Raw genomic sequence first — 23,589 nt, forward strand, 5'->3', positions numbered from 1 at the left:
TTATAGACTAGAAAAATCTGCGTTGGTCCTTCGTGCTTGGAGCTTATCACCATCAGTACATTGGGGGTATCTCAGGGGGTAAGCACCTTTAACTTCTCCCTAAGTCCCTTGTCATACCAGGGCTAGCCAAATGATTTGACATCCCGAAGAAGAACACGAAATCGACAATTGCCGCCGGCATCATGCTGACGGCATTGATCTTGAACTGGCGGCACGACGAGGAGTTGCTGATCATCGCGCCGACGATCGAGGTCGCGGCCAACAGCTACAAGCCAGCCGCCGGCATGGTGCGAGCCGATCTAGAGCTCAGCGAGTTGCTTCATGTCCAGCACCTCATTCGCACCATTACCCACCGCGTGAACAACGCGGCGCTCAAGGTGGTGGGGGCCGACACCGACACGGTCTCGGGCAAGAAGTCCGGCAAGATTTTGATTGATGAGGTTTGGGTGTTCGGCAAGCGGCCGAATGCCGATGCCATGCTGATGGAAGCCACGGGTGGTCAGATATCCCGGGACGAAAGTTTCGTCATCCTACTGTCGACCCAAAGCGACGAGCCGCCGGCCGGTGTCTTCGAGGAAAAGCTGAGCTATTACCGGGATGTTCGCGATGGCGTGGTCGATGACCGCAAGTCGCTGGGGATCTTGTACGAGTTCCCCGAGGCGATGCTCAAGAGCAAAGCCTGCCTTCAGCCTGAAAACTTCTATGTCACCAATCCCAACATGGGACGCTCCGTCAGCCGTGAGTGGCTTGAAGACAGCATGGCGAAAGAGCTCCGCAAGGACGAAGGGCAGAAGTGATCGGCGAGCGCGCTGCGCGCCGGGAAGAACATTGGAGCGCAGATGCGCAGCAAGAGCCGAGGGTAAGAGCGCATGAAGAGAGACCGATTGCTGATGCTGGTGCTGCTGACGCCGATGCTGCTGGCCAGCGGCTGCGCAGTGAGTCCGCCCAGTTCGCTGCCGCCGTCAGTTGCTCCGGCAAGGATACCGCCGCTGTCGCCAGAGGCGAGGCAGCCACCCGCACCGCCATGGTGCTCTACGACCTGCTCAGCCGGTCTGTCGAAACGAATCGATAACTGGCGCAGGCTTATGACGAAGCCAGGATTGCCGGCCAGCAGTGCGAGCGTGAATACGACGCCCTAAAAGCGGGATAGCTATTTTATTATTCTCATGAATCGAGGAAGTCTTTTTTTGTCCGGTCCATATGTTTGTGCCGCTTGTCCGATGAAAATATTTGGGCAGTCATCGATAAGCACTTTTAGCTTATGGAGATATTCCTCTCCCAAATCTACTACATCCCTAGAATCAATCGCTTCTCTATAATTTTCAGGTACAGACAGGAAATAGCTTTTTACGTCAGCTAGATCTTTTGGCAAGTCTACATAAAACTTCTCTATGCTTCCGTCAGACATCGGGATGTACCAGCCGCTCCCACCGTAGACGTCACCGACGAACATTCCCTTTGCACCGGGAGGCTTCGTGGCCGACTTGAGAAGGTCTTCTGTACTCCCGTTTAATGTTGCTTCGACCATGGTTCTTAGTTCGCCGACCTTAAGTATAGTATTACGTAACTCAAGGAAATATCTCATGACTTTGTCCTGAGACATTGCTTCTTGATGTGGAGCGTACCACTCATCGAAGCCTTCAACCTTCCCACGAAGATTCTGAAGTACAAATGTCACAGATCGTCCGAAAACTACCAAATTGCGAATTCCCGATAGCTTTCTTGGTCCGTCCTTGGCTTTCACATCGTCCAAGCCGTATGAGGCGGCCTGAAGCGTGTCTTCGGCATTTTTAAGAATAGAAATAACGATTGCATTATCCCATTGCTGATCTCTCATTCGGATGTAGATAGATCGTCTGTTTTCGTTTGGGAGCTATTGTGGGTTGCGGTAGAAACTGGGGGGGGGGGCTGTGTTTTTGTACAGTGTTGGTGTCCCATGTACTTCCTCCTCGTTCGCCGCCGCGTGAATGGCGTGGCCATACCAACAAGCCAGTTCGGGAAGGTTCAGCCCCTGCGGGCGGACATCCACATGGGCAATCACCACAGCGAGCCGCTGGGCCGGGTTTCGACCCAGGCCTGGGTTTTAAACCCGCCGCCGGGTCCGGTCATCATCCCGCGGCTGCATGATGCCAAGGTCAACGGCATGGCCAGCTCGGCATCAACATCAACGGGGTGTAGGGGGGCGACGGCGTGCTCTACGCGCAGTCCTAGTGGTGCAGGGCAGAATGATGGCCAGGATACCGGAGGAGTAGTTTTGTGATGCTATCGGAATGCCAGGCTGCAACGCGGCATCCGTGTTCCCAGGAAGCCGACCATTGACTAATGCGGCCGCTTGTATTTGATAAGAATGGACGAACTAGCCAATCAGCAACTGCTTCCACTTTCGTCTTCCGTAGGTAAGTAATTGGTGATTAGCTGCTTTGTCCAATAAGTCCGTTAAGAGTACTTCCAAGTTCTTTCCACATGGTAGCTGGCGCTCCGGTGGCTATGGCTATGGAGTCCGCTATGGCTCCGATAACTGAAAAGATTTTATTTCCGAAGTCGGTGCTCATAGAGTTCTTAAAATGAGAGTCAGTGAACATATGGCCGGCAACTAATTCAATGGATTCAATCACTGGGACTACTCCTGTGATTTGGTAGTCTTCGAGCGCCGCAAGTATTCTTCTCAACGCTTTTACTAGGTAGTTCTTAGCCTTTGGCTCCAGCTGGCTTGCAAGCGTCTCATCAATTAAGTTGGATATGCTATTCCTGAATTCGCCAATCAGACTAGTGTCTATTTCTGCTGGCGCAGAAATACCGATCATTTGTTCCATGACCCTTAAGAAATCGCTATGCTTTCGGCTGTATCCATTTATAAATGTTTGAATATTACTATTTAGCTGTTGGCTCGTAAGTGCAGTGACAAAATTTATGTGCCATTGAGACGTTTGGTCCTTTAATGCTGGGAATCTTTCATTCATTAGAAGGACTGCATCAAGGGAAATGCCCATCAACTGGCTCAGCTTCATCACCAATTTCGCATCATCCCCAGCCTCAATACCTAATGCAGAACACCATGCGTTTTTGCAAGGAGTGTTGGCTTGGGTGCCATGAATGGATCCCAGGATGGCGAGAATCCTAGACGCTGGGTTGTCATATGTCATTGGTGTTCCTTGCTCGTTGATTCCGTTCTGGCCGAGGCGAGGAATCCTGCCTGGCGGTGATGTTGCAATGCTATCAAGGATCTTGGGGGAATTTTGGGGGAATGTGTCCCCCTAATGATGTGGTGCGCTGCTGCGTTTATTTTTGTTTAAGTATCTGATTTTATTTGGTTTACAGATTTTTTTTCCAGAAAAAATGAAACAAAAAACGGATTCAAAATCCGTTGTACTGGCAACAGTACCTAGGGTTCAAATCCCTATCTTTCCGCCATTCAAGATCAAGCCCCTGGAAGCGAAAGCTTTCGGGGGCTTTTTCGTTGAGGCTTACTTTTTCATCATCCCCAACTCAGCATCATCCAACAGCGCCTTGGCCATTGCGCTCAGGTAATGCGAGGCCCAGATCAGTTGCTGGTCGCCGTCCATCAGGCCGGTGATGATCAGGTCGCGCACGTAACCCATCAGTTCGGAGGCCTGTTCGCGGGCGTCCTGGCAGGGGATGCCGGGTTCGATACGGAACAGCGGGTGGGTGTTGTTTTCGCCTTGGTAGAAGCAGGTTTTGCCGACTGTGGTGGGCTCTTTTGTGTTGTCGGTGGGCATTGTTTTGTTTCCCTGGATTCTGGGTTGCCTGGGCTGGCCTCTTCGCGGGCACGCCCGCTCCCACAGGTACTGTGCAGTGCGTGACGGCTGTGGTGACCCTGTGGAAGCGGGCGTGCCCGCGAAGAGGCCTGACCTGCTAATGCAAGGTGTGAGGCTCTGGGGGTAAATGCGGCCGCATCTGCAACTGCATCAACGCCGACTCGACCAGCCCCTGTACCGCTTCCATTTCATGGATCACGGCCTGCATCACGATCGAGCTGTGGGCGGTGGGTTTGAGTTGCACGGATTGGCGGGCCACGGACAGGGCGCAGAGTACGTACTCTGAGGACTGGACCAGGGTGTCTTGCAGGATCTGGGTGGAATGGGGGGAGTAGGGTGGATCGGGGACTGTCTTGCGCATGTAAGCTCCTTGGGTAGTGGAGCCGCCTGGCAACGCTGTCAAACGAATGGAGGCAGCTATACATGGGTTGACAGACCGGTACCCAAGGACCCGGCGCACACGAATGTGCCCCATGCACAGCTGCCATCAAGCGCTGCAACGGAAACTTGAGTAGTCGGCCTGTCAAAGCCGGTCGCTGATTTCACAACGACGAGCCGAGACTAGAGCGCGACCGAATCCGTCGCAACCGTTTGAGCGGGTTGGCAGTATGTTTGGGAAACGCCCTACAAGGAAGGGGATAATTCTGAGTAGAAGTTGTAGGACGGATTTCTACTAAGCAATCAGACAGGCTTCCTGCAACATTTTGTCTTGAACTGCCGATAGCACCTTGGGCTACAATGCGGCCCTCTACTACACCACTCACGCCCAGGCCAAACGCCGTAATGATTACGCGCGCTGGGCGATGACTTTATCTGACATGGATTCGTTGGATGCTTCGCGCCGTACTGGTCTTCTTTTTTGCCCCGCGCCGGGCGGCTGAATTGCCGCTCGCGACCAGTGCCGCGCCCCCTCTCAAATTCCCGCACACCTTCGCCTGCCGCCGCCTGCCATTGGCTGCGGTACGCGGCTGTGCGCCCCATCGACAATGGAGTGCTCCACTTGCGTAAGAAATTCGTCGCGTCCCTTCTGGCGGTCGCCATCGCTTCTACCACGGCCTGTGCACAGCTCGGGATCAGCAAAGAGCAAGCGGGCACGGTGATCGGTGGCCTGGCTGGCGTTGCCATCGGTTCGACCTTGGGCAGTGGCAACGGCAAGATTGCCGCCGCGCTGATCGCGGGCGGGATTGGCGCCTACGTCGGCAACCGCATCGGCAACATGCTCGATGAGAAGGACCAGCAGGCCCTGGCGCTGCGCACCCAGGAAGTACTGAGCCAGCAGCAGGCTACGGCCAGCGCCCAGCCCGTGACCTGGAAGTCCGACCACTCTGGCGCCAGCGCGCAGATCGTGCCGGGCAAGGAATACACCAAGACCAAGCAGGTCGAGGTCAAGCGCGCGCCCAAGATCCAGGCCGTGCCGTCGATGAAGCTGATCAACGAACCGTACGTGACCACCAGCGACAACCTGAACGTACGCGCCGCGCCGAACGCCTCTGGCGAGAAGGTCGGCAGCCTGAAGAACCACACCGAGTTCACCGCAGTGGGCGCCACCGGCGACTGGATCCTGGTCGGGCGCAAGGGGGTGACCGTGGGCTACGTGCACAAGGACTACGTGGAGCCCAAGGCGCAGGCCGTGGCCAAGCGCGTGACCCCGGCGGTAAACCTGGACGAGCTGGACGTCGCCGCCAGCAAGGAAACCCAAGCCTTCGACCTGGACTCGCTGCAGTCGCTGCCCACCCAGACCGTTGCCGCCGAAGCGGCCTGCCGCCCGGTCACCGTCAGCCTGAAGGCGCAAAACGGCAAGACCGAACAAGAGCAGAACACCTTCTGCAAACAAGCCAACGGCACCTGGGAACTGATCTGAGGACTCCATGAAAAAGCACGCGCTCGCGCTGGCTGTGATCGGCGCTTGTGGTCTGGTACCGCAAGCGTTCGCCCATGAGCTGGCCTATTCCAAGAAAGACAACATCAAGGTCGAAGTGCCTGGCGATGCCAGCACCTGGTGCAAACCCCAGGTCGACCTGACCATCAGCCGCCCAGCCTGGGATAACCAGGAACTGCTGACGGGCCTGCTGAGCAAGCTGCCGTTCGTGTTTGCCAAGGACTGCTCGACCGCCAAGGTGAGTTGGAAGGCAGTCGATGGCAACGGCAAGCTTTACGCCAGCGGCTCGGGCAATGCCAGCAACCTGGGGCTGGTGACACTGGCTGCTGCACCTGCCGTTGCCGCCCCGGCGCCTGCTGCACCGGAACCGGTACCGGAACCGGCAGCGGAGCAGGCACCTGCACCTGCCACGGCAGAGGCCCCGGCAGTTGCCGAACCCGCCCCCGCGCCGGCACAACCGGCACCGGCGCCCGCCGTAGCGGCAGAACCAGCGCCTGCTGCGCCCGCCCAAGCCCCTGCTGCACCACCCGCGGCGGCCCCAGCCCCAGCAGTGGCCGCAGCCCCCAGCTCGGACTTTGGCCGCCCGGTGGTCCTGGCAAACCCCAACCTGATGCAGGTAACCGACGGCGCCGGCTGCAAATGGGTGCTGAGCAAATCGATCATCGGCGCAGGCGACACCCTGTCGTTCGGCACCACCCCGGCCATGCCGTGCCCGGCCTCCGGCTTTGGCCAAGGCAGCTTCGACAGAATCAGCTGGAAAGCGGTGGGTACCTATCGCGGCGATAACTGGGACAAGGTCTATGCCCACCCCAGTGGCCTGATCTTCACCAAGCGCCTGGAGGCCGCAGTGAAGGACAAGGCGGTTTCCTACCTGACTGCCGACGCAGACCAGGCCGCATTCCTGGTGGGTGAGATCCCCGGCCGGCAGATGAAGGTGTACCTGACCTTCAGCCGTTCCAGCTACGGCGTATTGCGCCCGTTCGGCAGCGACCCGTACTACGTGGCGGTCACCCCGGACGAATCATTTGCCCTGGACCCGGCCAAGTACAAGGAGGCCGCGCTGGAGATCTTCGACCTGGTCAAGACCGCCTCGCCGTCCACCACCGATGTGGCCACCCTGTTGATCGTCAAGAACATCTCGGCCATCACCAACAGCCTTTGGGGCAATGACGCGCAGAAGATCACCCGCAACCGCATCGGCCTCAACCGCCAAGGCCTGTTCTTCGATGTGCGCGACGGTGCCAACTGGGCGGTACAGCGTGAGCAGCAACGCCAGCGCGAGCTACGCCAGCGCCAGCAGGAACTGGCGCGCGTGCACACCCGAGTGCTGGAGCGCTACCAACAGTTGCAGGACGGCATGAGCGAGTTCAAGGGGCGTGAAACCGAGGCACTGGCGCAGATGGCCGGCATCAAGGTGCGCTTCGCGTCGCCACTGGAGCAGCAGAACCCGGCGACCTCGGCCACTGTGGCGACGATGATGGTGCATGTGACCGGCAAGCAGGGCGACTTCTACAGCATCGACTTCCCGAGCAAAGGCCGCCTGGTCGCGGACGAGGAATACGGCGAGGGCTGGTACGTAACCCAAGTGGCCAACGCCACGCCGTACTACCCGCTGGACGACGGCCGCGCGGTGCCCACCTACCGCGCCTACAGCGCCGGCGAGCCTGCGGCCTGCAAGCAGGAACACTGTGCCGACCGCGTATCGTTCGGTGCCGTGCTGGCCAAGGAATTCCCCAACGCCGGCATCGATTTCAGCTGGACCCCCGAGGTCTCTCAACAGTACGTGAACGACTGGAACAACGCTTCCGCCATGGTCCAGTGAGGCAAACACCATGATCAAACAGATGAACAAGAAGCAGCTGCTGATGGGCGGTGTGGCCGCAGCGGTGTTGGTGCTTGGCGGTGGCTATGCCCTGCTTTCCAGCTCGGGCAAGAAGGCTGCGATGGCCTACTACGACGACTTCAAGGAGCGCTACTTCCTGGAAGACGTCTTGTCCGAGGGCGACATTTCCTACTCGGCGTTTTCCGGCAACCTGACCGTGGCCGACCCGGAGATCCGCGTGGCCGCTGCACAGACCAACGGGGCTCAGCAGTTCATGCGCGGCCTGTCAGGCCTGATGGAGTCGGTACAGGGCAGTGCCGCCGAGGAAGGCCTGGCCGGTTGGGCCAAGTACCAGCTCAGTGCCAGCCGTGATGTGGCCGGCGTGTACCTGAAGGCCGATGCGCTGAAGCTGGCGCACGACGGGGACAGCAAGGACGGCAGCATCCATGTGCAGTTGCTGGGCATGCAGATGGGCAACCCGTTCGTGGCCACCAAGGGCGCCGAGGTGGTATTGGTGGCCGATGTCAGCGACGAGATCCAGCCACGGGCCGAGCTGCTCGCCAACGGGCGCGCCGCCCCGTCGAGTTTCAACTGGGGCGGCAACATGGCCGTGCGCCAGCCGGTGACCGGTGCCTTCCTGGTCAGCAGTACCGGCGACTTTGGTACCACGGTCGACCTGGACTTCACCATCAAGCGCTCCAGCGACGGTGAAGGCTCGATGACGTTCGTAGTCACCCACCGCAACGACGGCTCCAAGGTCGGTGAGATCGTGCGCAAGGCCGAGTTCCAGTCGCTGCCGGAGCTGGACGATGTTGAAACCCAGCTCAAGAGCGCCCTGAGTGCCATGGTGATCGGCGCCTACAGCGCGTATTCCGGCCAGGCGGTGCTGGCGGAGGCGGTGAGCGGCTTTGCCCGCAAGGCCAAGGTCGAGAACTACACCTTGAGCTACAGCGGCTTCAAGCCGCTCAAGCAGGCGTTCAACGATTACCAGCAGCGGGTTCCCAAGGCCAAGTTCGCGGCATTCTGCCAGGATGTGGGGCTGTCATCGTGGAGCAGTGATTTCGGCGCGAAGGCGAAGAACCACAGCGACTCCGAATGTGCCATCGGGCAGAAGCTGGTCGAAGACGGCAAGTTCGAGGAAACCTATACCTTCAAGGAAGGCAAGAGCCTGTTCGCGGCAGTGTTCGTGAGCAAGGCGTACCAGCTGGAAACCGATTGATGGGGATGGGCTGAGCATTTAAGACCCTGCGACTTGGATCCAATGCTCAGTTTCTGTATCATCCCGCCGCCATCAGATGATGGCCGCAAATGTTTCATTTAAAGGACTTAGTAATGAAAAAGCTGTTCAAGGCCACTGTAGCCGTTGCTGTCGTTTCGGGTGTTGCCCTGCTGTCGGGTTGCACTGGCCAGGTTTACAACCAACCGAAAAACTGCACCTACGACTACCTGTTCCACCCTTCGGTTTCCATCTCCAAGATCATCGGTGGCTGCGGCCCGATCGATAAACTGCCTCAGCAGCAGTAATCTTGGCGGTACCCTGATCGCGCCCCTTGCGGCGTGATCCAATGCCCCCGGTCATGCAAATGACCGGGGGTTTTTGTTTTCCCGGCAAGGGTTACCAGCGCAGCGAGACGGTGCCGAGCAAGGTGCGCTCTTCACCCCAGTAGCAGCGCCCGGCGTTATTGCAGCCTGCCACGTATTCTTTGTCGAACAGGTTGCGCGCGTTCACCTCTACCGACCAGTTGTAGTCTATCTCGTAGCCTACCTTGGCGTCCACCAAGGTTACGTCACCCGTATCCAGCGTGCCGTACAGGCTGGCGGGGGTGTAGGCGAAGGTGCTGTCGAAGTGGCGCACACCGCCGCCAAGCTGCAGGCCCTTGAGCAGCCCGTCACGCCAGCGGTAGGTGCCCCATACCGATGCCTGGTTGCGCGGCACGCCGGTCATCTGGTGGTCTTCGTACAACGACCCAGCCACGTCCTTGGTAATGCGCGAATCGGTGTAGGTATAGGCGGCCGTCAGGTTGACGTGCTCGCTGAGGTCGCTGTTCAGTTCAAGCTCCACACCCTTGGCGCGGCTGGCGCCGATCTGACGGTAGTCACCCACGGCCGCGTCGTAGAGCACATCGTCCTTTTTGCGCAGGTCGAACACCGATGCGGTAACGGCGGTGTTCCAGCCCTTGGGTTCGTACTTGATGCCGAGTTCGTACTGCTCGCTGGTGGTGGGGTCGAGTGGGCCGCTTCTGCTTTCGGTCTGCTGGGTCGGGGCGAAGGCGGTGGCATAGCTGGCGTACGGTGACAGGCCATTGTCGAACTGGTACATCACGCCGGTTTGCCAGGTGAACTTGCTGTCCCAGCTGTTCATGTCGGCCGCGGCGTTGAGGGTGCCTGCCTTGTTGCGGTACTGGCTGTTGACCCGGTCCAGGCGCCCGCCCAGCAGCAGCACCCACCGGTCGACCTTGGTTTGCAGCTGGCTGTAGAGGCCGTACATGGTCTGTTCCAGCAGGGCGTTCTGCACAGGCGTCGGCGTACTCGGCTTGCCGTTCCAGACCGGCGCGAATACGTTGATAGTGCCGCCGTTGCCGGCATCCCAGTCCTGGTTGAATGAGGTGCGGTCCAGGCTCAGCCCTGCCAGCACGGTGTGGTCGAAGGCGCCGGGGGTGAAGTGGCCTTCGAACTGGTTGTCCAGCGAGTAGGCGATGGACTTGTTATAGCGGTCGTAGGCCGTGTTGCCGAGGGTACTGCCGAAGCCGTTGTCGTTCAGGTTGCCTGGCCACATTTCCTGGCGGTCGATGCGCGACTGCAGGTAGCGCGAGTTCTGGCGGAACTGCCAGGTGTCGTTGAAGCGGTGGCTGAACGCGTAACCCAGGCTCCAGGTTTCCCGCTCGAAGTTGTCCCAGTCCGGGTTGCCGGACAACTGGTCCTTGTCGATCTTGCCGTTGGGGTTGTGCAGCAGGGTACCGGCGGCGGGGAAGCCCAGCTCCATCAGGGTGCGGTCGCGCTGATAGGTGGCCAGCACGGTCAGGCTGTTGTCATCATCGAAATTCAGCGTCAGCGAGGGGGCAAGGTACAGGCGGTCGTCGGGCTGGTGGTCGACCTGGGTGTCGGCGTTGCGGCCCAGCATCACCAGGCGGCCCAGTACATTGCCCGCATCGGTCAATGGCCCGGAAATGTCCACGCCCAGCTGGCGGCGGTTGTGCGAGCCGTAGCTCAGTTGCACTTCCCCGCGGGGCTCGGCGGTGGGCTGCTTGCTGACCAGGTTGACCACGCCGCCGGGGGCGTTTTCACCGTACAGGATCGAAGTCGGCCCGCGGAACACTTCCACCCGCTCCAGGCCATAGGGTTCGCTGCTGGTGTCGTAGCGGTTGCCCTGTACCCGCAGGCCGTCGCGCAGCAGGCCATAACCGTAATCGGTAGCGTTGAAGCCGCGGATGAAGAACAGGTCGCCGGCCTGGCCATCGCCGCCGGCGAAGGGCGGCGAGAAAATGCCCGGCACATAGCCCAGCACTTCGGTGAGGGTTTGTGACTGCTGGTCGTCCAGGCGCTGGCGGGTCACCACCGAGACAGAGCGTGGGGTATCGGCCAGGGCGCTGCTGGTCTTACTGGCCGTGCTGCTGGCGACCGCACGGTAACCCGTGTCGCTCTGGCCGTTGCTGACCAGCAGGGTGGCTGCATTGATCGCGGTAGCGTCCAGTTGCAGGGCGTTGCCCTCGGCCAGCGGTTGCAGCACATAGCCGGCGTTGCCTTGTGCAACCGCTTGCAAGCCACTGCCCTGTAGCAGGCGGGCCAGGCCTTGGGCCACGCTGTAGCGGCCTTGCAGGCCCTGGCTGAGCTTGCCGGCGGCCAGCTCGTTGCTGCCGGCCAGGTAGATGCCGGCCTGGCTGCTGAACTGGTTGAGGGCGCTGGCCAGCGAGCCGGGGGCGATATCGAAGCGGGTTTCGGCGGGCTGTTCGGCATGGGCCAGGTTGGCCGGCAACATCAGCGGTGCGGCGGCACACAGCGAAAGGGGCGCGGCAAGCGCCAGGCGAAGCATGGGTTGGAAGGGCGTCGGCATGCGGGTCTCTGGAGTCGGTAAGGTGAGTTGGACGGGCTATGCCGGGTTAACCGAACGCGATTGGAAAAAGGGAACTGGCTTGGCATTATTTTTCATGACTGATGAACACCGCGTCGCCTGCTTCGCGGGCTCGCCCGCTCCCACAGGTACTGCGCCGGCTTCGAGTTCACGCTGTCTCTGTGCGAGCGGGCATGCCCGCGAAGAATCCAGCGCGATGCAAGGCGCTGGGTTCAAAGGTGTTCAGGTATCAAGCCGGCTCGACTGTGACCCACCACGGCGTCAGCCGCTGCACCCGCACCGGCAGTGCCGCTTGCAGCAATTCCAGCGCCCGGTCGGTATCGTTGAGCGGAAACGCCCCCATCACCGACAACGTCGCCACCTCCGGGTGCCAGCCCAGGTGCCCATGGCGGTAGCGCCCAAGGGTTTGCAGCAAATGCGCCAAGGGCATGCCTTCGGCGTTCAGCCTGTGCTGAACCCACGACTCGCCTGCGCTTTGCGCCGCGCGGGTAGCGCCCACGGCCCGCGCATTGAACGCCACCTGCTGCCCGGCCTGCACAGTGCGGCGTTCGCCGCCAAGCGCGGTGCACACCTCCACAGCGCCGGCGTACACGGCCAACCGGGTGTTTTCGCCCTGCTGGCACACGGCAAAGCGCGTACCCAGGGCTTGCATGCGCCCTTGCGCGGTGTCGACGAAGAACGGCCGGCGCGGGTCGTGGGCCGTTTCCACCAGCAGTTCGCCGAAGCGCAGCGCCAACACCCGGCTGCGCGGGGTGAACTGCAGGTCCACGGCACTTTGTGCGGCCAGCCACAGTTGGCTGCCATCGGCCAGGCGGGTTTCGCGGATTTCACCGATGCCAGTGGCCAGGTCTGCCCCCCAACCCGCCAGTGGTGCGCCTTGCCAGGCCCGCCAGCCCAGCAGCGAGCCCGCGCCCAGCACCAGCAGCGACTTGAGCCCGCTGCGCCGGCTGAAGCGGCGCGCGTCCTGCTGGCGCAATGCCTGGCTGGCCGCCACCCCTTCGCCCTGTAGTGGGGCAAAGCGCTGGCCCACCCGCTGCACATAGTGCCAGGCCGCCTGATGGTCGCTGTGCTGCTGCAGCCAGTGCAGCCATTGCTGGTGCAACTGAGGGGTGGCATGTTCGTCCTGCAATTGCACGTACCAGTGGGCGGCCTGCTGCAGGCTGGTGTGGCTGAGCGTGTGCGCGGGTGCGGTCATGGCGTTACTCCACCAGCAAGCCGTCAAGTTCGGCTTCCAGAATGGCGCAGTGCAGAAACGCCTGGGCCAGGTACTTCTTGATCATGCGTTCGCTCACGCCCAGGTGGGCGGCAATGTCGCGGTAGGCCAGGCCGTCTATCTGCGCCAGCAGGAACGCCTGGCGCACCTTGCCCGGCAAGCGCAGCAGCATGGCATCTACCTCGTGCAGGGTTTCGACGATGATCGCGCGTTGTTCGGGGGAGGGCTGCACGGCCTCGGGCTGCAGGGCCAGGTACTGTAACCAGGCGTGCTCCAGCTTCTGCCGGCGCCAGTGGTCCACGCACAGGCCGCGGGCGATGGTCGCCAGGTACGAGCGCTGGCCACGCTCGCCACCCTGCGGCAGCGGGCGTTTGAGCATCCGCACGAAGGTGTCCTGAACCAGGTCGGCGGCATCGCAGCGGCAACCCAGCCGGCGGTACAAAAAGCCGAGCAGCCAGCGCGAATGGCTGTGGTACAGGCGATGAAGCGGGTGATTCAACTCGGGTATCGAAACCACGGCGGCATCCGGCGCGAGCGCGAAAGGGTGCGAATGAGAAATGATCGCAATAGTAGGGCTGTCGGCGCAATACTGCAATCGGCAAGATGTTTTGCCTGCGCGCCATGGGACAACCTGCCGCCTTGACGTAAAGGGCTGCAATTTGTTTGTGCAGGCATTTCAAGTACAATCGGCAAAACGATTCAGCCAAGTCAGTCAATTCGACAAAAGGCAGGGTCGTTTTCTCGTTCTCTAGCTGCTGAACAATGATCAATAACAAGCCTGCGCTGAAGAACACGCTTTACTTGGGCCAGCCACAGGCCCTCCCTCTGTTCTTATGACTGGAATTGATCAATGTTCAAGAAAGCTGGCAAGACCTTGCTGGGTCTGGCTGTCGCTGCAAGCTGCATGCAAGCGCACGCCGCAGAAACCAAGAAAGTCGACGTACTGCTGGTCGGCGGCGGCATCATGAGCTCCACCCTGGCCGTGTGGCTGCACGAGCTGGAGCCAAGCTGGTCGATGGAAATGGTCGAGCGCCTGGACGGCGTGGCCGAAGAAAGCTCCAACGGCTGGAACAACGCCGGTACCGGCCACTCGGCGCTGGCCGAGCTGAACTACACCCCGGAAGACAAAGACGGCAACATCAATATCTCCAAGGCCATCGAAATCAACGAGGCCTTCCAGATTTCCCGTCAGTTCTGGTCGTGGCAGGTCCGCCAGGGCGTGCTGAAGAACCCGCATTCGTTCATCAACACCACCCCGCACATGAGCTTCGTCTGGGGCGATGACAACATCAAGTTCCTGAAGAAGCGTTACGACGCGCTGCAGGCCAGCCCGCTGTTCCGCCCGATGCAGTACTCCGAGGACCACGCGCAGATCGCCAAGTGGGTCCCGCTGATGATGGAAGGCCGCGACCCTAGCCAGAAGCTGGCCGTGACCTGGACGCCAATCGGCACCGACGTGAACTTCGGCGAGATCACCCGCCAGTTCGTTGGCCACCTGCAAACCCAGAAAGGCTTCGACCTGAAGCTGTCCAGCGAAGTGCAGGACATCACCCGCAACAAGGATGGCTCCTGGCACGTCGAGTACAAGAACCTGAAGGACGGTACCGAGTCGGCCACCGACGCCAAGTTCCTGTTCATCGGTGCCGGCGGTGGTGCCCTGAAGCTGCTGCAGAAGTCGGGCATTCCAGAAGCCAAGGAATACGCAGGCTTCCCGGTGGGTGGCTCGTTCCTGGTCACCGAGAACCCGACCGTGGCCATGCAGCACATGGCCAAGGCCTACGGTATTGCTTCGACCGGCGCGCCACCCATGTCGGTACCGCACCTGGACACCCGCGTGCTGGACGGCAAGCGCGTGGTCCTGTTTGGCCCGTTCGCCACCTTCTCGACCAAGTTCCTGAAGAACGGTTCGTACCTGGACCTGCTGAGCACCACCACCCCCCACAACGTGTGGCCGATGACCAAGGTCGGTATCGAGCAGTACCCGCTGGTGGAGTACCTCGCTGGCCAGCTGATGCTGTCTGACGACGACCGCTTCGAAGCCCTGCGCACCTACTTCCCGAACGCCAAGAAGGAAGACTGGAAACTGTGGCAGGCCGGCCAGCGCGTGCAGATCATCAAGCGTGATGCCGAGAAGGGTGGCGTGCTGAAGCTGGGTACCGAAGTGGTGGCCTCCGAAGACCGCACCATCGCGGGCCTGCTGGGCGCCTCGCCAGGTGCTTCGACCGCAGCGCCGATCATGCTCAACGTGCTGGAAACCGTGTTCAAGGAGAAGGTCGCTACCCCAGAGTGGCAGGCCAAGATCAAGCAGATCGTTCCGAGCTATGGCACCAAGCTCAATGATTCGGCAGCGGCCACCCAGAAAGAGTGGAACTACACCGCTGAAGTACTGCAACTGGAGAAGCCACCGGTGATCGACGCCAGCGTCGGTACCACCGTTGCGCCAAGCCAACCGGTTGAAAGCAAGCCAGAGAACGACATGGCGCTGTAATTGGCCGCCAGGTTGTGACCGAAAGCCACGGGGGTGACCTCGTGGCTTTTTTGTTGCCTGTTCGGGGCTGTTTGCGGCGCAGGGCAGGTATTACTGCTGGCGCAGAATGCACGCCAGCAACCCCGGGAAGCGGGCCTCCAGCATTTCGCTGCGCAGCGAATTCATATGGGTTGTGCCCACATTGCGGGTATGCACCAACCCTGCATCACGCAAGACGCGAAAGTGGTGGGACATGCTCGACTTGGGCCGGCCGCCGTCCAGTTCGCCGCACGTGGCTTCGGCCACACCGGCCAGCTGGCGCACGATGCCCATGCGCACGGGGTCGCTCAGGGCGTACAGCAGGCGCTCCAGCACCAGGTCTTCAGGGTTGGGATGTTTATAGGCTCGCATGCTGCACATGATACCGGGGGTTTCCATTATTGCCATAGTTCGATTATGATCGAACAATCGTATCCATATAGCCCGGGAGTTTTCTCATGTCCGCATTGTTCCAACCTTACACCCTCAAGGACGTCACCCTGCGCAACCGCATCGCCATTCCGCCGATGTGCCAGTACATGGCCGAGGACGGCATGATCAACGACTGGCACCATGTGCACCTGGCCGGCATGGCCCGTGGCGGTGCCGGCTTGCTGGTGGTCGAAGCCACGGCGGTGGCACCGGAGGGGCGCATTACCCCCGGCTGCGCCGGCATCTGGAGCGACGCCCATGCCCAGGCGTTCGTACCGGTGGTACAGGCGATCAAGGCAGCAGGTTCGGTACCGGGCATCCAGATCGCCCACGCCGGGCGCAAGGCCAGCGCCAACCGGCCCTGGGAAGGTGACGACCATATTGCCGCCGACGATGCCCGCGGCTGGGAAACCATTGCCCCGTCGGCCATTGCCTTTGGTGCACACCTGCCAAAAGTGCCGCGTGCCATGACTCTGGACGACATCGCCCGGGTCAAGCAGGACTTCGTCGATGCCGCCCGCCGTGCACGCGATGCCGGCTTCGAGTGGATCGAGCTGCACTTTGCCCACGGCTACCTGGGGCAGAGCTTCTTCTCCGAGCATTCCAACAAGCGTACCGATGCCTACGGTGGCAGTTTCGACAACCGCAGCCGCTTCCTGCTGGAAACCCTGGCGGCAGTACGTGAAGTGTGGCCAGAAAACCTGCCGCTGACGGCGCGTTTTGGCGTGCTGGAATACGACGGCCGTGATGAGCAGACCCTGGAAGAGTCGATCGAGTTGGCGCGCCGATTCAAGGCTGGCGGCCTGGACCTGCTGAGCGTGAGTGTCGGCTTTACCATCCCTGATACCAACATCCCATGGGGCCCGGCGTTCATGGGGCCGATTGCCGAGCGTGTGCGCCGTGAAGCCAAGCTGCCGGTGACGTCGGCGTGGGGTTTCGGTACCCCGCAGCTGGCCGAAGCGGCATTGCAGGCCAACCAGCTGGACCTGGTGTCGGTAGGCCGCGCGCACCTGGCCGACCCGCACTGGGCCTACTTTGCGGCCAAGGAGCTGGGGGTGGAAAAAGCCTCCTGGACCTTGCCAGCGCCTTATGCGCACTGGCTTGAGCGTTATCGCTGAGACACGCTCTGTGCGGGCTGCGTGGCGGCTGGGCCGCCCAGCGGCCCCCCGGGCCTAAAAACGGCCCAGCCGGTAAGCCGCCAGCTCGGCCCCGCCAGCCCGCTCAGCCAAACGCCCCACCCATTGCGCCGTGACCGCCGCCTGGGTCAACCCCAGGTGTTGGTGCCCGAACGCCAACAGCACCCGCCCGTCACACACACGGTCGATCACCGGCAGTGAATCGGGCAGCGAAGGCCGAAAGCCCATCCACGGCGTGGCGCCTTCAACACTCAGGTCCTGCTGAAACAAACCTTTGCTCAAGCGGTGCAACTGCCACGCCCGCTGCATGCTCGGCGGCGCCTCCAGCCCGGCGAACTCCACGGTGCCGGCCAGGCGCAGGCCTTCGGCCATGGGGGTCATGATGAACTTGCGCTCCAGCGAAGTGACCGCAAAGGGCAGGCGCTGGTGTTCGCCAGGCAGCATCAGGTGGTAGCCACGCTCGGTGTCCAGCGGCACCCGTTTGCCGGTCAGGGCCGCGGTGAGCCGTGCCGAATGCGCACCGCAACTGAGCAGCACCTGGCGGGCGTTGAACGTGCCCTGGGCGCTGGCCAGGCTGACCCCGCCGCTGTGCAGGTGGCCACCCTCTACCTGCGCTTGCACGAAGCGCACGCCGCTGGCCTTGGCCGCCTCGAACAACGCGCAGACCACCCGGTAGGGGTCGATGAAATGCCCGGTGTTGGGGAAAAACAACCCGCCAAGCAACGACTCGCTCAACTGGGGCGCGGCTGCGCGTACGGCGTGTGCCGACCAGTAATCCACGGGCACGGCCTGCTGTTGCAGGCGCGCCTGCAACGCCGCCAGCGCCTGCCGTGATTCGGGGCGCTCGAACACCAGCAGCGAGCCCGCTGCGTGAAACAGCTCGCTGCGCCCGATCGAGCCCAGCAGCTGTTGCCAGGCACCCAGGCTGGCTTCGTTCAATCGGCGAATGCCGGCCACGCTGCGCTGGAACGGCGCCGGGCGCAGGTTAAGCAGCAGCCGGGTGAACCACGGCATGGCCTTGGGCAGGTACTTCCAGTCCAGCCGCAGCGGGCCCATGGGGTCGAGCAGCATGCGTGGCAGGCGCTTGAGGATCGACAGGTCGGCAATCGGGAACACTTGCTCGGTCGCCAGGTGCCCGGCATTGCCGAACGAGGCGCCATGGCCGGGCGCCTGGCGGTCGAGTAGGGTGACCCGGCGGCCCTGACGGGCCAGTTGCAGGGCGCAGGCGACGCCGACGATGCCGGCGCCCACCACGGCGATATCGGTTTCAGCGGTTTGGTGCATGCTCAGCCTTCCCGTTTACCGTCCAGCAGGCGCCGCAGTTGCAGCGGGTTGGCCTGTTGCAGGGCCTGTGGCAGCAGCGCATCGGGGAAGTCCTGGTAGCACACCGGGCGCAGGAAACGCAGGATCGCCGCTGTACCCACCGAAGTGGTGCGCGCATCGGTGGTGGCCGGGAACGGGCCGCCATGCACCATTGCGTCACACACCTCGACCCCGGTCGGCCAGCCGTTGACCAACAGCCGCCCGGCCTTGCGTTCCAAGGTGGGCAGCAGGGCGCGGGCGCTGTCGATGTCGGCTTCGTCCAGGTGCAGGGTGGCGGTCAATTGGCCCTCCAGGTGTTCGGCAACCTGGCGCATTTGCTCATCGCTGCTGCAGGCGACCAGCAACGAGGCCGCGCCGAACACCTCGCCTTGCAACGCCGGGTCGGCAAGGAAGGCCTCGGCCTGGGTGACGAACAGCTGCGCCTGGCACTGGTTAGGGCCGGTGCCGCCCTGGCCGCTGGCGACGGGCTGGGCATTGGCGTTTTCCGCCAGGGCCGCGACGCCGGCCTGGTACGCACTGAAAATGCCCGGGGTGAGCATGGTTTGCGCGGCCGCCTGTTGCAGGTGGTGGCTGGCCGCACTGATGAAACGCTGCAAGGCCGGGCCTTGGCGGGCGATCACCAGGCCCGGGTTGGTGCAGAACTGGCCGGCGCCCTGGGTCAGCGACGCGACAAAGCTTTGCGCCAGTGCTTCGCCGCGGGCTTGCAGGGCCGCGTTGCACAGGAACACCGGGTTGATCGAACTCATTTCGGCATACACCGGGATCGGCTGCGGGCGTGCCTGGGCAGCCTGGCGCAGCGCCATGCCACCGCTGCGCGAGCCGGTGAAGCCAACCGCCTGGATGCGCGGGTCGCTGACCAGCGCGATGCCGACTTCATGGCCGGCGCCGTACAGCAGCGAGAACACGCCTTCTGGCAAGCCGCACTGTTGCGCCGCCTGCGCCAGGGCCCGGCCGACCAGTTCGCTGGTGCCGGGGTGCGCGCTGTGGGCCTTGACCACGACCGGGCAGCCTGCAGCCAATGCCGAGGCGGTGTCACCGCCGGCCACCGAGAAGGCCAAGGGGAAGTTGCTGGCGCCGAACACGGCCACCGGTCCCAAGGCCACCTGGCGCTGGCGCAGGTCGCTGCGCGGCAGCGGCTGGCGTTCGGGCAGGGCTTCGTCGATGCGCACATCCAGCCATTCACCGGCGCGCACCACACGGGCGAAGGTGCGCAGCTGGGTGCAGGTACGGCCGCGTTCGCCCTGGATGCGCGCCTTGGGCAGGCCGGTTTCGGCCACGGCCCGGTCGATCAGGGCATCGCCCAGCGCTTCGATCTGCGCGGCGATGGTTTCGAGAAAGTGGGCCCGTTGTTCGAGCGAGGTTTCGCGGTAGGCATCGAACGCCGCCCAGGCCAGGGCGCACGCTTGGGCCACCTGTTCGCCGCTACCGCCGAAGTAGGGTGGTTCCAGCGCCTGGCCGTTTGCCGGGTTGACGGCGTGGATCGCCGCGCGGCTGCCGGTTACCGGGGTGTGGCCGATCAGCAGGTTGCCTGTAAGGGTCATGGAGCCTCCTTGGGGATTTGAAAAGCCTGCGCGATTCATTGTGGGAGCGGGCTTGCCCGCGAAGCAGGCGACGCGGTGTCTGGCACCGGCTGCGCCGGTGTTCGCGGGCACGCCCGCTCCTACAAGAGACCGCGCAGGCTACACGTCAGGCCAGGTTCTGCTCGGCAGACCAGCTGGCGTACCAGGTGCGGAACAGGGCGTACTGCTGCTCGGCATAGTTGCGCTGGGCGTCGGTCAGGGCGTCGGTCTCGTTGAAATGCAGGCTGTACTCGCGATCGCCGTTGAGCACCATCAAATGCTTGTAGTACAGCACCAGGTCGCAGCCTTCATCGAACGACGACAGCACCGCCAACGCCGCTTCCAGCTCACGCGCCAGGCGGCGGGCGCGGGCGTCGCCCTTGGCCGCCTGCTTGCTCAGGCTTACCAGTTGCAGCACTTCACGCGGCAGGGCGTTGCCGATGCCGGTGATGGCACCGGTGGCGTTGCAGTTGACGAAGCCATGCACCACCTGGGTATCGACGCCGACCATCAGGGTCACGTCGTCGTCCTTGGAGGTGATGTGTTCGGCGGCGTAGCGCAGGTCGGCGCCACCGCCGAACTCCTTGAAACCGATCAGGTTGGGGTATGCGCTGCGCAGTTCGAAGAACAGGTCGGCGCGGGTGGCAAAGCCGTAGTAGGGGCTGTTGTAGATCACGGCCGGCAGCTTCGGTGCCGCGGCGAGAATGGCCGAGAAGTGGTGTTTTTGCGCGATCAGCGAGGCGCCGCGGCTAAGCACGCGGGGGATGACCATCAGCCCGGCGGCGCCAACCTTGGCGGCGTGGGCGGCATGCGCCACCGCCTCGCGGGTGTTCACCGCGCCAGTGCCGACGATGGTCGGGATGCCGGCGCCCACCAGGCGTGCCACGCCTTCCTGGCGCTGGGCCTCGGTCAGCAGCGGCCAGTCGCCCATCGAGCCGCAGTACACCACGGCGCTCATGCCGGCATCGATCAGTTCACGGCCTTTGCGCACCAGCGCGTCGAAGTCCGGCTTGCGCTCGGCGGTGCACGGGGTCATCAGGGCGGGCATGGTGCCGGTGAAGATGTTGTTGTTCATGCAAGTTACTCCTGGCGAAATTCGGATGGGTCAAAAGGCGGGGCTCAGATGCCCCAGGCGAATGGGTCCTGTTCGTCGATCAGCAGGGTGCTGTCGGCGGTCATGTAGGCGCGGCCGGTGATGAACGGGCGAATCCGCTCGCCGTCGCGCTGGTAGTGGCCCTGGAACTGGCTGCCGGTGATGCTGGCCTGCACCCAGGTCTGGCCCTCGGCCAGCTTGCCGTCGGCCGCCAGGCAGGCCAGCTTGGCGCTGGTGCCGGTGCCGCAGGGCGAGCGGTCGTAGGCCTTGCCGGGGCACATCACGAAGTTGCGGCTGTCGGCGTTGGCGTCGTCGGCAAACAGCTCGACGTGGTCGATGGGCGCGCCGTGCTCGCCGGTAATGCCTTGCGCTTGCAGGGCGTTGAGCATGGCCCAGGTGTACGCGGTCAGGGCCTCGCGGTTATCCAGTTCAATGCGCTGGCCGTGTTCGGCAACCAGGAAGAACCAGTTGCCACCCCAGGCGATGTCGCCATGCACCACGCCATGCCCGGGCACGTCCACCGCCACGTGGTGGCGGTAGCGGTAGGCGGGCACGTTGGCGACAGTGACGGCGCCGTCTTCATGCAAGGTGGCGCTGACCTGGCCGACCGGGGTGTCGATCTTGTGCACGCCAGGTGCGATCAGGCCCAGGTGCTGCAGCGAAGCGACCAGGCCGATGGTGCCGTGGCCGCACATGTTCAGGTAACCGGCGTTGTTGAAGAAGATCACCCCGCAGGTGGCGTCGGCAGACACTGGCGGGCAGTACAGCGCGCCCACCAGCACATCGTTGCCGCGTGGCTCCAGCAGGCAGGCGCGGCGCCACGGGTCGTGCAGCTCGCGCAGTTCGTCGCGCTGCTCGGCCATGCTGCGGCCATGCAGTTGCGGGAAGCCCTGCATCACCAGGCGGGTAGGCTCGCCGCCAGTGTGGGAGTCGATGACGTGAATCTGTTTCATGGGCCTGTCCCTTGTTTGATCTGTATGGTCATGTGCTGCTGGTGCGGGCCTCATCGCTGGCAAGCCAGCTCCCACAGGTATTGCATTGGCCTCTGGGGTATTGCTATTGCATGCGCCTCAGGGGCAGCGCAGCCCCTGTGGGAGCTGGCTTGCCGGCGATAGGGCCAGTAGCCTTCACCGAGCCAGTGCGGCCGAGCGCTGGTCTGCCAGGGGCTCATGGCTGGCTTCACTTTCGTCCTCGCCTTCCAGGCGTACCAGGTGGGCAGGCACACCGGTAGCGGCACCCCAGTAGTAGATGCCCAGCGCACTGACAGCCACCGCCACCGTGTCGAATGGGTGGCCAAGCACGCCCAGGCCGCCGAAGCTGCCCAGCCAGGACAGCAGGATGGTCACCGCGTAGAAGCCGATCAGCCACGCCGAGCTGCGCACTTGCTGGGCCAGCGACAGGTGCTGGGTCGGTACGAAGCGTTTGCACACCAGGTACAGCACGAACATCACGATTTGCAGGGCCAGCAGCCAGGACACGGTATTCCAGCCCGACCAGTACACGATCAGTGCGGCGATGATGAACGACAGGGGGCCCAGCACCGCCATGCCCTTGACCCGGAACGGGCGCGGCATCTCGGGGGCGTTGCGGCGCAGCGCGGCGACACTGACCGGGGCCACGGCATAGCTCAGCACCAGGGCTGCGGACACCACGTTGATCAGCGCCTCCCACGACGGGAAGGGCAGGGTCCAGAACACCGACAGCGCGAAGGTCAGCCACAGCGCCGGGCGCGGGATGCCGGACTCGGCGTCGATACGGGTGAAGTAGCGGAAGAAGGTGCCGGTTTGCGCCCAGCCATAGATCACCCGTGGGGTGGCGTTCATGTAGATGTTGCCGCAGCCACTGGGCGAGATCACGGCGTCGGCCACCACCAGGTAGGCCAGCCAACCCACCCCCAATGCCAGGGCGATATCACGGTAGGGCAGGGCCAGTTCCTTGGTTACGCTGGCCCAGCCGTTGGCCAGCATTTCGGTGGGTACGCTGCCGAGGAAGGCCAGTTGCAGCAGGGCGTAGATGGCGGTGGACAGCAGCACCGACAGGATCAGCGCAATCGGGATGGTGCGCTGTGGGTTCTTCACTTCGCTGGCCACCGAAATGATCGGTGTCAGGCCCAGGTAGGCGAAGATGATGCCACCGGCCGATACGGCCATCTCCACGCCAGACAAACCGAAGGGGGCAAAGCCTTGCACGGTGAAGTTCTGCGGCTTGAAGAAGGTGAACAGCACGCCGATCACCAGCAGCGGCACGATGAACTTGAACACGCTGATCAGGTTGTTGGCCTTGGCAAAGGTTTTCACGCTGCGGTAGTTGAGGAAGAAGAACAGCCCCAGCAAGGCGAACTGCACCAGCCAGCCAAGCACGGTGGGGTCACTGGAGCCGGCCTTGGTCAGTTCGGGAAACCAGGCGGCAGCATATTGGCGTGAAGCGACCACCTCGATGGCGATCAGGCTGGAGAAGGCGATCAGGGTGATGAAGCCCATCAGGTAGCCCAGCAGCGGGCCGTGCGAGTACACCGGGTAGCGCACCACGCCACCGGCGCGGGGCAGGGCGGCGCCCAGTTCGCAGTACACGATGCCCAGCAGCAGCACGGCGAAGCCGCCGAGGAACCAGGAGAGGATGCCGGCCGGGCCGGCGATGGCCGAAACGTGGCTGGCGGCGAACAGCCAACCGGAGCCGAAAATGGCGCCGAGGCCGATGAAGGTGAGGTCCAGCAGCGATAACTGTTTCTTGAATTTGCCTGACATGGGTTCGCCTTTTTGTTGGTTATTGGATAGGCAGGTC

At 62.6% G+C, this 23,589-nt stretch carries 19 protein-coding genes and 3 pseudogenes; 9 read left to right on the forward strand and 13 right to left on the reverse strand.

The genetic code is table 11. The features are described from left to right. Positions 1-140: 140 nt before the first annotated feature. Together K4A76_RS06915 and K4A76_RS06920 are read left to right on the forward strand one after the other, a co-directional pair. A pseudogene (locus tag K4A76_RS06915) lies at positions 141-794 on the forward strand (terminase large subunit domain-containing protein); the annotation flags it as partial. Next, positions 782-1,150 (forward strand): annotated as a pseudogene (locus K4A76_RS06920) (DUF2514 domain-containing protein); the annotation flags it as partial. The pseudogenes K4A76_RS06915 and K4A76_RS06920, both read left to right, overlap by 13 nt. Here the strand turns inward: K4A76_RS06920 and K4A76_RS06925 are convergent. Further along, complete coding sequence (locus K4A76_RS06925; protein WP_274411797.1) at positions 1,151-1,837, reverse strand: hypothetical protein; 687 nt, start codon at positions 1,835-1,837, stop codon at positions 1,151-1,153. 99 nt (positions 1,838-1,936) lie between these two features. Here K4A76_RS06925 and K4A76_RS06930 point away from each other — a divergent pair. Further along, positions 1,937-2,178, forward strand: a pseudogene (locus K4A76_RS06930) (hypothetical protein). A gap of 233 nt (positions 2,179-2,411) precedes the next feature. Here the strand turns inward: K4A76_RS06930 and K4A76_RS06935 are convergent. The 3 genes from K4A76_RS06935 to K4A76_RS06945 form a co-directional block, all read right to left on the reverse strand. After that, a complete protein-coding gene (locus tag K4A76_RS06935; RefSeq protein WP_274411799.1) occupies positions 2,412-3,143 on the reverse strand; it encodes a hypothetical protein in 732 nt (243 codons plus the stop codon). 321 nt (positions 3,144-3,464) lie between these two features. Next, entirely contained in the window at positions 3,465-3,737 is a 273-nt protein-coding gene (locus K4A76_RS06940) for a DUF3077 domain-containing protein (RefSeq protein WP_274411800.1), read from the reverse strand. Between the two features lie 136 nt (positions 3,738-3,873). Beyond that, a complete protein-coding gene (locus K4A76_RS06945) occupies positions 3,874-4,137 on the reverse strand; it encodes a hypothetical protein (protein WP_274411801.1) in 264 nt (87 codons plus the stop codon). Positions 4,138-4,776: 639 nt separating this feature from the next. On the opposite strand from K4A76_RS06945, the gene K4A76_RS06950 reads away from it, so the two are divergent. The 4 genes from K4A76_RS06950 to K4A76_RS06965 all read left to right on the forward strand — a co-directional run bounded on the left by K4A76_RS06950 (position 4,777) and on the right by K4A76_RS06965 (position 9,001). Next, the gene (locus tag K4A76_RS06950; protein ID WP_009681801.1) at positions 4,777-5,637 is read left to right on the forward strand and encodes an SH3 domain-containing protein; all 861 of its coding nucleotides are present in this window, start codon (positions 4,777-4,779) and stop codon (positions 5,635-5,637) included. A gap of 7 nt (positions 5,638-5,644) precedes the next feature. Next, positions 5,645-7,477, forward strand: a complete 1,833-nt coding sequence (locus K4A76_RS06955) for a hypothetical protein (RefSeq protein ID WP_274411802.1) — start codon at positions 5,645-5,647, stop codon at positions 7,475-7,477. A 10-nt stretch (positions 7,478-7,487) separates the two neighbouring features. Then, positions 7,488-8,696, forward strand: a complete 1,209-nt coding sequence (locus tag K4A76_RS06960) for a hypothetical protein (RefSeq protein ID WP_274411803.1) — start codon at positions 7,488-7,490, stop codon at positions 8,694-8,696. Positions 8,697-8,809: 113 nt separating this feature from the next. Continuing rightward, entirely contained in the window at positions 8,810-9,001 is a 192-nt protein-coding gene (locus tag K4A76_RS06965) for a YhfL family protein (RefSeq protein WP_003254720.1), read from the forward strand. Positions 9,002-9,092: 91 nt separating this feature from the next. Here K4A76_RS06965 and K4A76_RS06970 read toward each other — a convergent pair whose 3' ends face one another. The 3 genes from K4A76_RS06970 to K4A76_RS06980 all read right to left on the reverse strand — a co-directional run bounded on the left by K4A76_RS06970 (position 9,093) and on the right by K4A76_RS06980 (position 13,276). Next, positions 9,093-11,528, reverse strand: coding sequence for a TonB-dependent siderophore receptor (locus tag K4A76_RS06970; RefSeq protein ID WP_274411804.1), 2,436 nt, complete (start codon positions 11,526-11,528; stop codon positions 9,093-9,095). A 247-nt stretch (positions 11,529-11,775) separates the two neighbouring features. Continuing rightward, positions 11,776-12,741: a FecR domain-containing protein gene (locus tag K4A76_RS06975; protein WP_274411805.1), complete on the reverse strand. Its 966-nt coding sequence runs from the start codon at positions 12,739-12,741 to the stop codon at positions 11,776-11,778. A gap of 4 nt (positions 12,742-12,745) precedes the next feature. After that, positions 12,746-13,276, reverse strand: coding sequence for a sigma-70 family RNA polymerase sigma factor (locus K4A76_RS06980; protein WP_110677863.1), 531 nt, complete (start codon positions 13,274-13,276; stop codon positions 12,746-12,748). 333 nt (positions 13,277-13,609) lie between these two features. On the opposite strand from K4A76_RS06980, the gene mqo reads away from it, so the two are divergent. Further along, positions 13,610-15,247 carry a malate dehydrogenase (quinone) gene (gene mqo / locus K4A76_RS06985; RefSeq protein ID WP_110677862.1) on the forward strand — a complete coding sequence of 546 codons (1,638 nt, stop codon included), beginning with the start codon at positions 13,610-13,612 and terminating at the stop codon, positions 15,245-15,247. A gap of 90 nt (positions 15,248-15,337) precedes the next feature. Here the strand turns inward: mqo and K4A76_RS06990 are convergent, their stop codons facing one another. Next, entirely contained in the window at positions 15,338-15,673 is a 336-nt protein-coding gene (locus tag K4A76_RS06990) for an ArsR/SmtB family transcription factor (protein WP_029886571.1), read from the reverse strand. Positions 15,674-15,723: 50 nt separating this feature from the next. Here K4A76_RS06990 and xenA point away from each other — a divergent pair, with 50 nt between their 5' ends. After that, positions 15,724-16,815, forward strand: a complete 1,092-nt coding sequence (xenA, locus tag K4A76_RS06995) for a xenobiotic reductase XenA (RefSeq protein WP_029886570.1) — start codon at positions 15,724-15,726, stop codon at positions 16,813-16,815. Positions 16,816-16,869: 54 nt separating this feature from the next. Here xenA and K4A76_RS07000 read toward each other — a convergent pair whose 3' ends face one another. From K4A76_RS07000 to K4A76_RS07020, 5 genes are all read right to left on the reverse strand, one after another. Beyond that, positions 16,870-18,117 (reverse strand): NAD(P)/FAD-dependent oxidoreductase, encoded by a 1,248-nt coding sequence (locus K4A76_RS07000; RefSeq protein WP_054913212.1) that lies wholly within the window; start codon positions 18,115-18,117, stop codon positions 16,870-16,872. A gap of 2 nt (positions 18,118-18,119) precedes the next feature. Beyond that, a complete protein-coding gene (locus K4A76_RS07005; RefSeq protein ID WP_274411807.1) occupies positions 18,120-19,697 on the reverse strand; it encodes an aldehyde dehydrogenase (NADP(+)) in 1,578 nt (525 codons plus the stop codon). Between the two features lie 145 nt (positions 19,698-19,842). Then, the gene (locus K4A76_RS07010) at positions 19,843-20,790 is read right to left on the reverse strand and encodes a dihydrodipicolinate synthase family protein (protein ID WP_009683314.1); all 948 of its coding nucleotides are present in this window, start codon (positions 20,788-20,790) and stop codon (positions 19,843-19,845) included. Positions 20,791-20,834: 44 nt separating this feature from the next. Then, positions 20,835-21,761 (reverse strand): 4-hydroxyproline epimerase, encoded by a 927-nt coding sequence (locus K4A76_RS07015; protein WP_235767965.1) that lies wholly within the window; start codon positions 21,759-21,761, stop codon positions 20,835-20,837. A 174-nt stretch (positions 21,762-21,935) separates the two neighbouring features. Further along, positions 21,936-23,552, reverse strand: coding sequence for an APC family permease (locus K4A76_RS07020; RefSeq protein WP_274411808.1), 1,617 nt, complete (start codon positions 23,550-23,552; stop codon positions 21,936-21,938). Positions 23,553-23,589: the final 37 nt, after the last annotated feature.

The organism is Pseudomonas sp. NEEL19 (assembly GCF_028751975.1).
Taxonomy (GTDB): Bacteria; Pseudomonadota; Gammaproteobacteria; order Pseudomonadales; family Pseudomonadaceae; genus Aquipseudomonas; species Aquipseudomonas juntendi.